Source organism: Candidatus Poriferisodalis sp., from assembly GCF_965219595.1.
GTDB lineage: Bacteria > Actinomycetota > Acidimicrobiia > Acidimicrobiales > Poriferisodalaceae > Poriferisodalis.
This window is the reverse complement of record NZ_OZ244781.1, coordinates 3,439,005-3,453,462: the sequence shown is the minus strand read 5'-3', so window position 1 is coordinate 3,453,462 and position 14,458 is coordinate 3,439,005. Positions and strand designations below refer to the sequence as shown.

18 protein-coding genes are annotated in these 14,458 nt (G+C 68.6%); 10 read left to right on the top strand and 8 right to left on the bottom strand.

Features of this window, described 5'->3' with window-relative positions; translation table 11 throughout:
• Window positions 1–13: 13 nt before the first annotated feature.
• Window positions 14–730, bottom strand: coding sequence for a hypothetical protein (locus tag ACOQPE_RS15400; RefSeq protein WP_419856025.1), 717 nt, complete (start codon window positions 728–730; stop codon window positions 14–16).
• Window positions 731–823: 93 nt separating this feature from the next.
• Here ACOQPE_RS15400 and ACOQPE_RS15395 point away from each other — a divergent pair, with 93 nt between their 5' ends.
• Complete coding sequence (locus ACOQPE_RS15395; RefSeq protein WP_420609758.1) at window positions 824–1,978, top strand: epimerase; 1,155 nt, start codon at window positions 824–826, stop codon at window positions 1,976–1,978.
• A 30-nt stretch (window positions 1,979–2,008) separates the two neighbouring features.
• On the opposite strand, the gene ACOQPE_RS15390 is transcribed toward ACOQPE_RS15395, so the two are convergent.
• Genes ACOQPE_RS15390 through modA form a run of 3 tightly spaced genes read right to left on the bottom strand, consistent with a single transcriptional unit; the run spans window position 2,009 to window position 4,874 of the window.
• Complete coding sequence (locus ACOQPE_RS15390; RefSeq protein WP_420609757.1) at window positions 2,009–3,199, bottom strand: sulfate/molybdate ABC transporter ATP-binding protein; 1,191 nt, start codon at window positions 3,197–3,199, stop codon at window positions 2,009–2,011.
• A complete protein-coding gene (gene modB / locus ACOQPE_RS15385) occupies window positions 3,184–4,023 on the bottom strand; it encodes a molybdate ABC transporter permease subunit (RefSeq protein ID WP_420609756.1) in 840 nt (279 codons plus the stop codon). The genes ACOQPE_RS15390 and modB overlap by 16 nt, the downstream gene beginning before the upstream one ends.
• Window positions 4,020–4,874: a molybdate ABC transporter substrate-binding protein gene (modA, locus tag ACOQPE_RS15380; protein WP_419856029.1), complete on the bottom strand. Its 855-nt coding sequence runs from the start codon at window positions 4,872–4,874 to the stop codon at window positions 4,020–4,022. The genes modB and modA overlap by 4 nt, the downstream gene beginning before the upstream one ends.
• Window positions 4,875–4,954: 80 nt before the next feature.
• Between modA and ACOQPE_RS15375 the strand changes: the two genes are divergently transcribed.
• Together ACOQPE_RS15375 and ACOQPE_RS15370 are read left to right on the top strand one after the other, a co-directional pair.
• Window positions 4,955–5,218, top strand: a complete 264-nt coding sequence (locus ACOQPE_RS15375; protein ID WP_420609755.1) for a hypothetical protein — start codon at window positions 4,955–4,957, stop codon at window positions 5,216–5,218.
• Between the two features lie 10 nt (window positions 5,219–5,228).
• Window positions 5,229–6,140, top strand: coding sequence for an MBL fold metallo-hydrolase (locus tag ACOQPE_RS15370; protein ID WP_420609754.1), 912 nt, complete (start codon window positions 5,229–5,231; stop codon window positions 6,138–6,140).
• Window positions 6,141–6,182: 42 nt separating this feature from the next.
• On the opposite strand, the gene ACOQPE_RS15365 is transcribed toward ACOQPE_RS15370, so the two are convergent.
• On the bottom strand, window positions 6,183–7,307 hold the full coding sequence (locus ACOQPE_RS15365) for a DUF418 domain-containing protein (protein ID WP_420609753.1): 1,125 nt from the start codon (window positions 7,305–7,307) through the stop codon (window positions 6,183–6,185).
• 43 nt (window positions 7,308–7,350) lie between these two features.
• Window positions 7,351–8,442 (bottom strand): Zn-dependent alcohol dehydrogenase, encoded by a 1,092-nt coding sequence (locus tag ACOQPE_RS15360; protein WP_419856034.1) that lies wholly within the window; start codon window positions 8,440–8,442, stop codon window positions 7,351–7,353.
• A gap of 179 nt (window positions 8,443–8,621) precedes the next feature.
• Between ACOQPE_RS15360 and ACOQPE_RS15355 the strand changes: the two genes are divergently transcribed.
• From ACOQPE_RS15355 to ACOQPE_RS15330, 6 genes are all read left to right on the top strand, one after another.
• On the top strand, window positions 8,622–8,888 hold the full coding sequence (locus ACOQPE_RS15355; RefSeq protein WP_420609752.1) for a hypothetical protein: 267 nt from the start codon (window positions 8,622–8,624) through the stop codon (window positions 8,886–8,888).
• Window positions 8,889–8,912: 24 nt separating this feature from the next.
• Window positions 8,913–9,218, top strand: coding sequence for a carboxymuconolactone decarboxylase family protein (locus ACOQPE_RS15350; protein ID WP_420609751.1), 306 nt, complete (start codon window positions 8,913–8,915; stop codon window positions 9,216–9,218).
• Between the two features lie 63 nt (window positions 9,219–9,281).
• Window positions 9,282–10,133, top strand: coding sequence for an acyl-CoA thioesterase (locus ACOQPE_RS15345; protein ID WP_420609750.1), 852 nt, complete (start codon window positions 9,282–9,284; stop codon window positions 10,131–10,133).
• A 21-nt stretch (window positions 10,134–10,154) separates the two neighbouring features.
• Window positions 10,155–11,006: an acyl-CoA thioesterase gene (locus tag ACOQPE_RS15340; RefSeq protein WP_420609749.1), complete on the top strand. Its 852-nt coding sequence runs from the start codon at window positions 10,155–10,157 to the stop codon at window positions 11,004–11,006.
• The gene (locus ACOQPE_RS15335; RefSeq protein WP_420609748.1) at window positions 11,003–11,881 is read left to right on the top strand and encodes a 1,4-dihydroxy-2-naphthoate polyprenyltransferase; all 879 of its coding nucleotides are present in this window, start codon (window positions 11,003–11,005) and stop codon (window positions 11,879–11,881) included. Before ACOQPE_RS15340 ends, ACOQPE_RS15335 begins: the two co-directional genes overlap by 4 nt.
• A gap of 61 nt (window positions 11,882–11,942) precedes the next feature.
• Entirely contained in the window at window positions 11,943–12,449 is a 507-nt protein-coding gene (locus ACOQPE_RS15330) for a YbaK/EbsC family protein (protein WP_420609747.1), read from the top strand.
• On the opposite strand, the gene ACOQPE_RS15325 is transcribed toward ACOQPE_RS15330, so the two are convergent.
• Window positions 12,446–13,141: a ubiquinone/menaquinone biosynthesis methyltransferase gene (locus ACOQPE_RS15325; RefSeq protein ID WP_420609746.1), complete on the bottom strand. Its 696-nt coding sequence runs from the start codon at window positions 13,139–13,141 to the stop codon at window positions 12,446–12,448. The genes ACOQPE_RS15330 and ACOQPE_RS15325 overlap by 4 nt on opposite strands.
• Window positions 13,138–13,725 carry a hypothetical protein gene (locus ACOQPE_RS15320; protein WP_420609745.1) on the bottom strand — a complete coding sequence of 196 codons (588 nt, stop codon included), beginning with the start codon at window positions 13,723–13,725 and terminating at the stop codon, window positions 13,138–13,140. The genes ACOQPE_RS15325 and ACOQPE_RS15320 overlap by 4 nt, the downstream gene beginning before the upstream one ends.
• Between ACOQPE_RS15320 and mshD the strand changes: the two genes are divergently transcribed.
• Window positions 13,694–14,452 carry a mycothiol synthase gene (mshD, locus tag ACOQPE_RS15315; RefSeq protein ID WP_420609744.1) on the top strand — a complete coding sequence of 253 codons (759 nt, stop codon included), beginning with the start codon at window positions 13,694–13,696 and terminating at the stop codon, window positions 14,450–14,452. The genes ACOQPE_RS15320 and mshD overlap by 32 nt on opposite strands.
• Window positions 14,453–14,458 lie beyond the last annotated feature (6 nt).

Sequence of the window (14,458 nt, the reverse complement as noted above, 5' to 3'; positions counted from 1 at the left end):
ACGAGGCGGGCGGTCAGCCGTCTTTGCGTGCCTCGGAGATGAGCTCGCTCACCCGATTCGCCGCCGGGGCGTAGTCGGGATCGACCTCGGGGCCCGGCACGAACTCCGGTATCTCGACGCGCTCGGGACCAGACGGCGGCGCTGAACGCTCCGGCGCGGCTGCGGGTGCCGGTGGGGGTGCAGCGGGCTCGGCCGCGGGTGCCGGCGTCGGCTCGGCAGCTGAGCTCTCTGCCGCGTCTGTCGAACTCTCCGCCGCTGGGGCCGGACTGCTCTCGGGGGCCGGGACACCGGTTGCCTCGCGTGCGGACTTGGAACGGGCGAGTATCGCTGCAAGTCGGGGATCCGCTCCGCCGTCATCGGCGGCCGGTGCCTCAGGCGCGGGTGCATCTGCCGCCGCGGCCTCGGCGGGTTCCGCCGCCGGTTCGTCGGTGCTCGCTGCCGGCAGCCCGCGCGACTCTGCAGCCGCAGCGCGGGCTTCGGCGATGCGCGCTCGTTCCTGCGCGGCCTCGATCTCTTCTCGCGCTCTGCGGGCCAGAAACTGCGGCCACTCGTCCTCGGGCACCAGCTTGCTGTGGGCCACCGAGATGACTTCGATGTCGTTGTCGAAGCGCACGCGGTAGCGCTTGATGGCGAAGCCGAGGCCCCGGCCGCATTTGCCTGGCGTGCCTTCGGGGACGCCGGGGAGGTCCTCGTTGACTACTACCCGGGTGCCGCGCTTGTACTCGCTCATGACCCGGTTCCGCTGACGCTCGCGCTCATCGTTGCGGGAGCGTACCGGCGAATGAGGTCAGCTTCACCGGCACCCGTCGTAGATTCAGAGGGCGTGAGCGAGCAGACAGCCTTGGTGGTGGGCGGCACCGGTCCGACTGGGCCCCACGTGGTGAAGGGCTTGCTGGAGCGCGGCTACCGGGTGACGATCCTGCACACGGGACGCCATGAGGTCGACGAGATCACCGATCTGGTCGAGCACATCCACACGGACCCGTTCGATGCCGACCGGTTCGCTGCCGCCATCGGATCGGCCACGTATGACCTGTCAGTGGTCATGTACGGCCGGCTGCGCGAGATCGCGCGAGTGATGGCCGGCCGCGTGTCCAAGTTCGTGAGCATCGGTGGCTTTCCCGTCTACAGCGGCTGGGGCGACGCCGATGCACTGTGGCCCGCTGGCATGCGGGTGCCGACGCGCGAGCACGATCGTCTGGTTTCCGATGAGCCGCCTGAGTTCCGCGTCAACAACAAGGTTCGCCAGATCGCCAACACGGAGCTCGTCGTGTTCCGCGAGCACCCCACGGCATCGCACCTGCGCTACCCGTGGATTTACGGCCCCGGGCAGATCAGCCCGCGCGAGTGGAAGATCGTGCGCCGCGTGCTCGATGGCCGTACTCGCATCGTGCTGCCCGACGGTGGCGTGACATTGCAGGCGTCTGCGGACGCCCGCAATGCCGCAGCGATGGTGCTGGCCGCGGTCGATGCCGGCGCACGGTCGTCCGGTGAGGCATACAACGTGTCTGACGAGTGGACTCCCACGCTGCTGCAGTGGGTGGAGATCATTGCTGCGGCGCTCGACCACAGCTTCGAGATCGTGTCGATCCCGTGGGAGCACGCAGCCGTGTCGCACCATCTCACGCAGCGCAGCACGCCCCACCACCGCGTCATCAACTGCGACAAGGCGATCTACCAGCTCGGGTATCGCGATGTCGTGGATCCGGTGGAGGGGTTGACGGACACCGCACGTTGGCTCGCTCGTGAAGAGAACCACCCAGAGCCCGGGGGTGCCATGGAGCGTTCGATCGTGGATCGCTTCGACTACGAGGCCGAGGATCGGCTGATGGACGCTTGGCAGGCCGCCATCGCCCGCGACGACATCGCCGCTGCTGCGGCTGCGGCCGACCCGGGTTTCTTCGATCGCTACGCCGCCGAATTCGACGACCGGCCCGGCGCCGGCAAGGGGTGGACTTCCGTCAGCCGCTCCGGCTGAGCGATGGGCACAGTCAGCCGCTCCGGCTGATCAGTCGCGGCTGTCGGGGGCGAGATCGACCTCGGTGGCTTTGACGGAGACCCACAAGGTGGTGCCGGGCCGGATCAGAAGCTCGTGAGCAGCACCCGGCGTGATGTCGGCCGTGAGCGGCAGGGGAGAGCCGAGCAGCACACGGGTGATGTCGCCCAGCGGCTCGACGGCTTCGGCGGTGGTGCGCCAGACATTGCGGGGGCTGCCGCTGGGTCGCTCCCGGTGCAGGGCGATCGCCCGCGGGTGGATCGTGGCCAAGACCGCCCCGAACATCGATGTGTCCGCAGCGTGCAGCACCACAGCCGGGCGACGGCCGGTCGGCGACGGCGTCGGGTCGTCGTCCGCCACGGTGATCTCACCGTCGCGGGCGGTGCCGCGCACCAGGTTGATGCCCGACAGATCGGCGGCGTACGCGGTAGCCGGCGCGCGTCGCAGCTCGTCCGGCGTTCCCGATTGGGTGAGGCGACCGTTCTCGAGGATGTGCACGTGATCGGCCAGCACGAAGGCGTCGGTGGGATCGTGGGTGATCAGCAGGCGCGGCACACCGCCCGCGCCGTGGCGCGGCGCCGTGGGCGACGCACTGCCGCCGTTGCGCCCGCTGCTGAGATGGGCGGCCAGGTTGCGCCGCAGACGGTTGCGAGCGGTGACGTCCAACGAGCCCAGCGGCTCATCGGCAACCAGCAGGTCCGGCTCGCAGGCGAGAGCGCGGGCGAGCGCCACCCGTTGGCGCTGGCCGCCTGACAGCGCACGAGGCCGTCGATGGCCCAGATCGCCGAGATCCATGGCATCCAGCCAGTCCTGTGCCCGCTCGCGAGCGAGGGCTCGACGCATGCCGCGAGATGTCAGCCCGAACACCACGTTGTCGAGCGCGTTGAGATGCCGGAACAGCACTTGGTCTTGGAACACGACGCCGATGCGGCGCCCTTCAGGCGGAACGAAGACACCGGCGGCGGGATCGTCGAGGACGCTGCCTGCCAGTCGGACGCTGCCGCCGTCCAGAGGCAACAACCCGGCAATCGCTGCCACGATCGTGGACTTGCCGGCGCCGTTGGGTCCGAGCAGGGCAGCGGTCTCGCCCGCTTCGACGCTCAGCGACACGTCCAGCTCGAACTCGCCGCGCCGCAGCCGGATGTCGGCCTGCAATCCGCTGACTGCCGCGCCGGTGTCGTCGAAGCTCATCGGCTCGGCCACCAGCGGTCCCGCAGGGCGATCAACAAACCCAGCGACAGTGCGACAAGCACCAGGCTGATAGCCACCGCCGCATCCCGGTTCGACTCCAGCGCCACAAACACCGCCAGCGGCAGCGTCTGGGTGCGCCCGCCGAGACTGCCTGCAAACGTGACGGTCGCGCCGAACTCGCCGAGGGCTCGCGCCCACGCCACGACCACCGCGACGCCCAGCGCGGGCCCGATCATCGGCAGCGTCACCCGCCACAGCACCCGCAGCCGCGAGGCACCCAGCGTGGCGGCTGCGTGCTCGTAGCGACGGTCGAGATTCCTCAGGGCACCCTCGACCGTCAGGATCACAAGCGGGGTGGCCACAAAGGCGTTCGCCAGGATGACGCCCCAGATCGAGTACGGCAGCAGCAGGCCGGTGGCGTCATGCAGCGGCCCGCCGACCACGCCCCGACGCCCGAGCGCGAACAGCAGCGCGGCGCCGCCCACGACAGGCGGCAGCACCATCGGCAGCGTCACCAGCGCCCGTATCGCCGAGCGGCCCGGGAATGACACCCGCGCCAGCACCCATGCCAGCGGCACGCCGACCAGCGCGGCCACCGCAGCAGCAGCGATCGAGGACACCACAGAGAGCACGGCAGCATCCACCACGAACCGGCTCGACAGGTGCGTCCACAGCCCTGTCCAGGGCGCACGCGCAACAAGGCCCACGAGTGGCAGTGCGAACAGCACGACGCCGATACAGGCGAGCAGCGCGACCGGCCAAGGCGGCAGGTCACGCGCCGTCCGCCGCGCGCCGCTGTCGTCGCTCCTAGGAGTTGCGGTCGATGCGTCGGTCATGGCGTTGCGAATCCGAAATCGGCGAATGCGCCGCGTGCTGTGTCCGTCTGCAGGTAAGCGATAAACGCACCGGCTGCCGCGCCGTTGGGGGCATCTGCCAGAACAGCCGCTTCATATGTCACCTCCGGCTGTTGCCCGCTGGGCCAGCCCAGGCTCGTGATGCGATCGGATTCGGCGATCACATCGCTGGCGTACACAACTGCAGCGTCGAGTTCTCCTGCACCCAGCTTGGTGGCCAGCGCGCGGACATTGGGCTCTTCGGTGTCTGGGGCAGGCTCAATCTGCATGCCCGACAACCCGGCTCGAGCATGTGCACCACACGGCACCTCTGACGCGCACAGCCCGATCAACAGATCGGGCCGGGACAGGTCGGCGAGCGAATCGACGCCGGCATTGTTGCCGACGGGCACGGCGAGCACGAGCGAGTTGCGTGCCACAACGACGGGTTGGCCGTCGATGCCGACTCCGTTGCGGATCGTGCGTACATGACTCGGGTCCGCCGGGATGAAGACATCTGCTGGCGCACCGGCGAGTACCTGCTCGCGCAGTGCCGAACTGCCGGCGCCCGAGATCTGCACCTCGACTGCGGGATGCTGCCGCTCGAAGCTCGCGGCGATTGCTTCGGTGACCGGCAACAAGGATGCGGCGACCAGGACATGCAGGCTGCCTTCGAGCGTCGCGCCGCTGACGGATGCGCTGGAGCGGTCGGCCGCATCGGCGTCTCCTTCAGACGCCGCGCAGCCTGCTGCAAGCGGCGCCATTGCCAGCAGCGTCAGTGCCGCACAGCGGCGTGTCCACGCCGCACGGTGCGCGACCTCCGTGTCGTGCGTCGCCGCGCGGATGCCGCCCATAGCTTCGCCAGTGTGCCCGACGCTCGTGGTTGTCGAAAATCCGGCGCGATGTCCAGCAGCAAGCGTTCTATGGTGAAGCCATGATCGCCGGGGTCCTCGCCGCCACTCCGATCGTGGTTGACGCGTGGGTGCTGCTGGTGGCAGCTGCAAGCATCGTCGTCACCGTGCTTGTCACGGTCTTGGGTACGGGCTTGACGATCACGTTCCATCTCGCCGGTCGCATCGACCATCAGTCCGAGGAGATCGTGCTGGTGCGCGAACGCGTCGCGCGCTTGGAGGCCCTCTTCGCCCGTCTCGGCGACTCATCGGGGCCAGCAACGGAGCCGCCGCCAGCGGACGAGTAGGGTCCCCGGCATGGCTACGACGCTCGACTGGTACGGGTGCGCAACGTTCCGGCTGCGCACGGCCGGCCTGGTGATCTTTCTCGATGCCTACATCGACCGGGCCGACAACGCCGTGGGCCCGGGCCTGACCGCTGACGATGTCACCGAAGCGGACTGGGTGCTGGTGGGCCATTCGCACTTCGATCACCTCTACGGGGCGGAGCGCATCGTGGCCAACACCGACGCCACACTCGTCGCGTCCTACGAGTCGGTGCGGGTGATGGCCGAGGCCGGAGTGCCCGAAGAGCGGATGATCTGCGTGGCCGGCGGCGAGACGGTGGATCTCGCTCGGGGAGACCGCGGAGCTGGCGTGCGGGTGTCGGTGTATCCGAGCCAGCACTCCTGCGTCTGGTCGCACACCCAGATGGACCAGCCCGACCACGTCTGCCTGGGCGACCTCGGCGTGACCTGGCAGGAGCAGCAGCAGAAGTTCGCCGAGCTGATGAAGTACTTGGCGACGGAAGTCGATGCCGACACCAGCGCGCACATCGCTGCGTCGGCCGCCGGTCACAGCGACCGGGGCGACGGGGGAGCGCTGCTGTTCCTGGTGGAGGCGCCGGACGGCTCGGTGCTGTTCCAGGACACCTCGGGTCACTGGTCGGGCGTGATGCGCGACCTGCGCCCCGACGTGGCGATCCTCGCGGCGGCCGGCCGCGGCAACATCGACGGTGAGCCCATCCAGGGCTCGCTGGCGCAGTTCATCGGCCGCCAGGCCGACCTGCTGCGGCCCCGCAAGGTCATCCTGGGGCACCACGACAACTGGCTGCCGGGCTTCTCGGTGCCGACCGACACGACGTCCATTGCCGCCGAGCTGGCCCGGGTCACGCCGAACGTCGAGTTCCTCGAACCGGGCTACATGGAAGCAACGCCGATCCTGCCGTAGTCGAGATAGCGGTTGACGGGCTGCGTTTGTGCGGCCTGTTCGCTAGCGAGCGCGTATCGGCTGCCAGCGGCGGTACGTGGCGCAGCGCCACAGCCATTCGACGGGACCGAAGGCGAACCGGTCCAGCCAGGCCTTCGACCACCACAGCCGCACCACCCACACGGCCACCACGAACACGGCGATGCCGCTGCGGCCCAGGTTCAGATCGTCCAGCAGAGCGCCCAGCACAAGCAGGCCGAGTGCTGTCTGGGTGAGGTAGTTGGTGAGCGCCATGCGTCCCGCAGCACGGATGCGCCGCCGCAAGCCACCGTTGCTCGCCGAGTTCCACAGCGCAATCAGGCTGAGGTAGCCCAGGCACAGCGGCACCGTGGCCAGCGTGTTGGGGATGGTGCCCGCCACGGCCCAGTCGATATCAAAGCCCGTGGCGGCCATCAGTGCGAATCCGGCAGTTGACAGCGGCAGCCCGGCGCCGAGGCCCCATGCGGCCATGCGGCGGTAGAACGACGGTGCCCGGTTGCCGCCGATGACACCCGTCCGGTAGAGCGCCGCCCCGATGAGCATCGCCCCCAATGCTCGACCGAAGTAGTCCGTCAGGAACCACGTCCCGATGACGCCGTAGTAGTCGCCATAGATCCAGAAGTCGATCAGCACGCTGGAGAAGCTGCGCAGCGACGACTGCACGAACCACGAGACGACTGCCACTGCGACGTAGCACCCGCCGCCCAGTGCGAGCAGGACCTTGACGGGCAGGCGTCGCAGTGCGAGCACGACCGGCGCGCACAAGGCGTAGGCGAACAGCACGTCGCCGTCCCAGAACGACAGGTGCACGATGCCGATGCCCAGCAGCAGCGCGTTGCGCCACAGGCTCAGCAGCACGCTGCGCCTGCCCTTCGCCGCGGCCCGCTCGGCGAACAGCACTACGCCTGCGCCGAACAGCATCGAGAACAGGCCCATGAACTTCTGGTCGGCGAAGATCTCTCCGGCGCCGCCGACAACCCAGTCCAGCGCCGTCCGCGAGCCGCCGGCATCGAGGTTGGCGTAGGCGGCGGCGGGCAGGCCGAATGCCACGGCATTCATCGTCAAGATGCCGAGCACGGCCACGCCGCGCACGGCGTCGAGCGTCGTGATGCGTTCAGCGGCCCGCGTTGCCAGCGGACCCGACGTCATGGCAGTCGGGCGAGGACTGCAGGCTCGCGGGCCGGCAGCGACCTCAGTCGAAGGTGATGACGGTGCGGTTGGATTCGCCGGCCTTCATCCAGCCGTAACCCTCGTTGATCTGCTCGAGGTCGATGCGTGCCGAGATCATCTCATCGAGCATGAGGCGGCCATCGAGGTAGAGGTCGATCATCATCGGGATGTCGCTGCGGAACTGGTTCGAGCCCATCATCGAGCCCTGCAGCTTCTTCTCAGACAGGAAGTCGATGCCGCGCAGCTCGACCTTGGTTTTCGACGGCACCATGCCGATCACGGTGGCGGTGCCGCCGATGTCGAGCATGTTGAACGCCTGCTGCACCGTCTCGGCCAAGCCGATGGCTTCGAAGCTGTACTCCACGCCGCCCTTGGTCATGTCCTTCACGGCGGTCACCACGTCGTCCACCTCGGCGGCATTGACGGTGTCGGTGGCGCCCATCTGGCGGGCGGTCTCGAGCTTCGTCTCCGTCATGTCCACTGCAATGATCCGACCGGCGCCGGCCACGCGGGCGCCTTGCACGGCCGACAGGCCGATACCCCCGCAGCCGATCACGCACACCACGCTGCCCACGCCGACGCCTGCGGTATTCACCGCCGCACCGAAGCCCGTCGTGACGCCGCAGCCGATCAGGCATGCCCGGTCGAGCGGCATGTCCGGCCGCACCTTCACGACGGCGTTCTGATGCACCAGCATCTGCTCGGCGAAGCCGCCGAGCCGAGCCATCTGGCCCACCTCAGTGCTGTCGTCACGCTCCAGTCGGGCTGCGGCGCCCTTGGCCCGCGAGGTGGCCCGGATGTTGGTGCAGCGGTGCGGGTTGCCCGACAGGCAGCGGTGGCATTGGCCGCAGAAAATCGACAGGCACGCCACCACATGGTCACCGGGCTTCACGTAGCTCACGTCGCTGCCCACGGCCTCCACCACGCCGGCCGACTCGTGGCCCATCACCATGGGCAGAGGCGTGCGGAACAGGCCTTCCATGAAGTGCAAGTCGCTGTGGCACAGACCAGCGCCCACGGTCTGGATGAGCACCTCCTGCGGTCCGGGCGCGTCGATGCGCAAGTCCTCGATCTCCAGATCGCCCGGCTGTTCGCAGAGCACAGCAGCCTTCATGTGACGCCCCCTCGCGTTGTACGGCCACGTCAGTGGCTTCGCTTGACATTGCCGAGATTAGGCGCGCAGCGGAATCTGCGTGCCCGCCGACGCACTTCGCGTCCGGGCTGCCATCGGTCGCCGGGGTGGACGTTGCGGTAGCGTCGATTCCAGCGAGCCACGGCCGTCGAGGGGGAGTCATGGCGAATGAGCACGGCTACTTGCCAAAGGTGACCGAGCTGGACGACAAGCAGCAACGCCGCTTGGACACGTGGTATGCGAAGGCCTACACCGACGACAACCTGTTCCGGACGCTGGCTGCGGATGAGACCACGATGGACATGTTCTTGGGCTGGGTCGGCGCCGTGTATGGCGGCACGCCCGAAGAAGACCCCGGAGCGCTTGATCGTCACATGCTCGAGATGTGCCGCATCCGCATGGCGAACCGCAACGAGTGCTTCCACTGAAGCCTGGTCAAGAGCGCATCGTTGGTGCGCACCGGGCTGACCGACGAGGTCGTGGCCAAGCTGGACGACTACGAGAACTCCGATCTCGACGACGGCTGGAAAGCTGCGCTCGCCCTGGCCGACTGGCTCTCCGGCAATGAGCACTCGGGGAAGATCCCGCCCGAGCATTACGAGCGGCTGCAGCGACACTTCGACGAGCAGCAGATCCTGCGGCTCGGAGCTCTGCTCGCCGTCTGCAGCGGCTGGCATCGGATGATCGAAGCCTTCGGCATCCGGCCCGACCACTACCAAGCTGGCCAATCTGCACCGTGGGCCGCGGCAGCGGGTTGAGCCCAAGCGCGCCGGCGCGCGCCGTGAGCCCATGCATCAGAAGGCTCGTCTAGCTTCGGCGCGGTGACCCAAGAGACACGGGACACGGCGCCGCTGTCGCCGGGCGACCGGCTCGCAGACGTCGTCGAGTTCTTCGGCGTGCAGGCCACCGACGACGAGCTGCGCTGGCACCTTCCCATCTCGCCGAACGTTGCCAACTATCTCGGTGTGATGCACGGCGGCTGCGCGCTTGCGGCGGTCACTGCCGCCGCCGAGACATGGAGCGAACGGCCGGTTGCCTCGGCTTCGGCGCAGTTCATGTCCCGTGTCCCGCTCGGCGGCAGCGCAGAGATCACGTTCGACATCGGTTCGGCCGGCAAGCAGATGACCCAGGTGCTCGCGCAGGTCGCCGATGCAGGCGACGGCAGCGTGCTGATGCGAGCGCTGCTGTCGCTGGGCGGTCGGCGGCTCGGCATCGACCAGGACTGGGTGCAGCCGCCGGATGTTGCGGCGCCGGAGGAGCTGGCGCGCCGTTCTGTGCCGGACAACGCCGTTCCATCGTTCAGCACAGAGGCCGACATCCGGTTTGCGCCCTACAGCGCCGGCGATCGCAGGATCCTCTGCTGGGCGCGGCTCGCTGGCACGCTGGCGTCCACCCGCCAAGGTCTGATTGCGTTGGCGGACACGCTCGCAACGGGGATGCACCTCAGCCTCGGCCGCAAGTGGCGGGGCGCGAGCCTCGACAACACCGTGCGCATCGCAGGCGATGCCGACTGCGAATGGGTGCTGCTTGACATCGAGACCGACGGCTTCCACAACGCTGTCGGCCATGGCGTCGTGCGCATGTTCACACCCGGCGGCGAACTGCTTGCCAGCGGGAACCAGTCGTTCGCCGTGGCGCGAGTGGCTGGCCCGGTGGAGGGCTTCCGGCTGTAGGCAGCACTAGCTTTCGGCTGCGTGAGCGCCGAGGCTGCCACGAGCGACGCTGCGCCGCAGGACCCGCACGTCGGCGAGGTGATCGAGTTCTTCGGCCTCCAGCCGACGGCCGAAGAGCTGCGCTGGCTGCTGCCGGTCACCTACGACGTGGCCGGCGCCACCGGCACATTGCATGGCGGGTGTGCGCTCGCGGCTGCCGTGGCAGCGCTCGAGAGCGTCACCGGCCGGCCGATGGCTGCTGCATCGGCCCAGTACCTGGCGCGGATGCCGGTGGGCGGATGCGCGGCCGTCGCACTCGACATCGGCGCCAGCGGCAACCGGATGACCCAGGCGTCCGCCGAGATCACCGATGCCGCCGATGGACGGGTGATTCTGCGTGCGCTCGTGTCGCTCGGCGGCCGGCAGCTGGGCATCGATCAGACATGGACAACCGCCCCGGACGTGCCGCAGCCGGAATCATGCGAGCCCCGCGGCCCAACGTCGATCGAAGGCCGCTCGTTCACCGACCACGCAGACATCCGGCTCGCCGGACAGCAGCCGGGCGAGCGCCACGTGCGGTACTGGGCACGCCTCGACGGCACGCTTGCATCGACAGGACCGGGCTTGACGGCGCTGGCCGACCTGCTGCCGAGCGGCATGCGTGTCAGTCTCGATGCCGGGTTCAGGGGATCCAGCCTCGACAACACGGTGCGGATCTCCGGCGAGGCCGAGAGCGAATGGGTGCTCCTCGACATCGAATCGGACGCCGTGCACAACGCCATCGGCAACGGCATCGTTCGTATCTATGCGTCCGACGGGGGACTGCTGGCCACCGGCACCCAATCGTTCGCAATCACAAGGATCACCGGCCCGCTGGGCTCGCCGCAGCAATGACGGGCCTGCGCACGTGGCTGGCCGGGGCACGGCCTCGCACCTGGCCCGCGTCGCTGGTGCCGCCCTTCGTGGGCACCGCGGCGTCCGATGCCGCGGCTGACGGCGGCATCGTGTGGTGGCGAGCTGCCTTCGCGCTGATCGTGTCGCTGTGCATCCAGATTGCTGTCAACTACGCCAACGACTACAGCGACGGGGTGCGGGGCACCGACGTGGCCCGGGTGGGGCCGCAGCGCTTGGTGGCCTCGGGAGCGGCATCTCCGGCCGCAGTGCGGAACGCGGCGTTCGCAGCCTTCGGCGTAGCCGCCGTGTTCGGCATCGCGGTGGCAGCAGCCGTGTCGTGGTGGCTCATCGTGGCCGGCGGGGCGTCGATGCTCGCAGCGTGGTACTACACCGGCGGGCGCCGTCCATACGGCTACCGGGGTTTCGGCGAGCTGTTCGTGTTCGTCTTCTTCGGCCTGGTGGCAACGGCCGGATCGGCGTTCGTGCAGGACGCCCGCCTCACCATGCTGGGCATTGCTGCGTCGGTCCCGGTGGGGCTGGGCTCGGTGGCGCTGCTCATCTCGAACAACCTGCGCGACCTGCCGACCGACGCGCAGGCCGGCAAGCGCACGCTGGCGGTCCGGCTGGGTGATGGACCCACCCGCGCGATGTACGCAGTCGTCGCGGTGCTGATGGTGTTCTCGCCGATGTACCTGTCGCTGCTGCGGCCGTGGACGATGCTGGGGCTCGCCGCCGTCGCGTTCGCTGTCGCGCCCGTTCGCGCGGTGGTCCGCGGAGCCACCGGTGCTGCGCTGGTGGGGGTGCTCGCAGCAACCGGTCGCCTGCAGATCGTGGTGGGCGCGCTGCTGACTGTCGGCTTGGCCTTGGGGCCGTGACATGGGCGAGGCCGCTGCTGCAACCCGTGGCCGTGCCCGTGCGATCCGCAATGATGTCCCGATGAGCACAGAAGCAAGTTCGGGAGCGGTGCTGGATCATCTCGCTGCGCTGGGCGTGGCGTTCGAGGTGGTGGAGTGCGATCCCGACTTTGCCGACACGGCGCAATTCTGCGAGCGCTACGGCTATTCGATGGATGCTTCGGCGAACGCCATCTGTGTCGTGGGCAAGTCGGCCGAGCGGCCGATGGCGTGCTGCCTGGTGCTTGCGTCAACACGGCTCGACGTGAACGGTGTGGTGCGGCGGCGGCTGGGCACGCGCAAGGCGTCGTTCGCCGATGCCGACGAGACCATCGCACGCACCGGGATGATGATCGGCGGCGTGACGCCGTTCGGGCTTCCCGCGGACATCCCGGTCTGGATCGACAGCCGGGTAATGGACTGCACCGAGGTCATCGTGGGCGGCGGCTCCCGCGACTGCAAGATCCTCTGCCCGCCGGCCTCGCTGGCCGAGCTGCCCACGGCCGAAGTCGTCACCGATCTGGCCAAGACGATTCCTGCGGTCAGCTAAGGGGCAGAACCCTCTCGCGTGGCTGTGATGAGCTGGGCGATGCCGCCGCTCAGCAGCGTCCTGTCGAGGGAACCGAATCCGGCATCGGCGAGCTGGGCCAACAGCACTGGCGCCTCCGGCAGGTATGCCACCGACTCGGGCAGGTACCGGTAGGCCGATCTGCTGGAGAGCAGGCTGCCGATCGCCGGCACCACCTTGCCGAAGTACACCCGGTGACCGGCCCGCAGCAGCGGGTTGGCCGGCTCGGCAACCTCGAGCAGTGCGATCCGGGCACCGGGCCGGAGCACTCGGGCCAGCTCTGCGAAGAACGGTTCGAGGCTCGTGAAATTCCGCAGCGCGAAACCGCACGTCGCGCCGTCGAGCGACGCCTCGCGCACGCCGAGCCTGAGCGCGTCGGAGCGCAGCAGAGGAGCAGCCGTGGTAGCTGCCGCGAGCATGCCTGCGGAGAAGTCGACACCCACGGGTTGCAGGCCGGCCGATTCGAGCTCGTTGCACAGGTCGCCGGTTCCGCATGCCACGTCGATCACGGTTTCTCCCGGTTGCAAGCCGAGCGCGGCGACCGTCCGTCGACGCCAGCGAGTATCAAGGCGGAACGTCAGCAGCCGGTTCAGCAGGTCGTAGCGAGGCGCGATCTCGTCGAACATCTCCTCGACGGCTTGGGCTTTGTCCTCGGGGCTGGGCAGCCGAGTCACGTGAACCAGACGCGGCGGTGGCTGCGGCTCATCGGGTGAAACAGCAGCACCAGCAGCAGTGCGTCGAACATGAGACGCATGATCATGCCCAGCCCGAAGCTCACGCGGGCACCCCACCACAGCGTCGCTACGGCCGCGTAGATCGCGGCCGACGAGCACAGCCAGTGACCCCAACGACGCTCGTTGGCAGTGCCCGCACCGCCTGCGATGTACCCGCCGGCGAGCAGAACGGTGACGGCCGGCGGAACAATGCTGTCGCCCAGATCGGCTGCTGTGCGGTCGCTGGCGAACAGCGACACGATGCCCTTGAAGATGTCGTACGCCAGTTGCGAATCGACGCGTGTGCCGAACAGGAACAGCAGCCCGGCCGAGAAATAGCACAGCATCACGGCGCTGAGCAGCGTTTGTGGCTGGCTGCGGTTGAGCCACTTCATCTGGCGCACCTCGCAAGTGTGGCATCCGCTGCTGTCAGATGGCAGCCGGCCCGCGGTTGGCGCACCCATGACCTGAAGCAACCCGGTCAGCGCGCTGAGCAGCATTAGCCTGCGCCCGGTGAGTGCCGCAGCGAGTGCCGATCCGGTCATTTCGATCGGTGCCGACCAACATGGCGCTGTCGTGGAGGCCAACGCCGCACACTGGCCGCCCGGCGCACTGGCTGCCGCATTGCGCCTGCAGCTCCGCGAGGTCTCGGGGCCCGTATCGGTCTGGATCGATCATCCGGACCACGGCGAAGCAGACGGAGGCGACCTTGCGCCGACCGAGACGGAGTTCGGGCGAGGGCTCGCCGAGCTCGGCCTGACGTTCGAGCGCGACCTCTACCGCATGGAGCGATCGCTGCCGATGGATCAGCCCAGCGGCATCGAGACCCGTTCGTTCCTGGTCGGTCAAGACGAACAGGCGTGGGTGGAGGTCAACAACCGGGCATTCTCGTGGCACCGCGAGCAGGGCGGCTGGACGCTGGAACAGGTAGCCGAGCGTCAGGCCGAGCCGTGGTTCGACGCCGACGGCTTCCGGATGTACGACATCGACGGCCACATCGCCGCCTACTGCTGGACCAAGGTGCACGCCGATGAGGACCCGCCGGTCGGCGAGGTGTACGTCATTGCGGTGGACCCGCAATATCACGGCCGCGGCCTTGGCCGGGCGCTGACGCTGGCCGGCTACGAGCACCTCGCCGACGCAGGCCTGACACGGGCAATGCTCTACGTCGACGCCGACAACACGCCGGCCGTCACGCTCTACCTCGACCTCGGCCTGGAGGTGGCCGTAGTGCGTCGGCTGTTCACCGGTACCGGCCCGCTGAACTCGTAGGGCGTT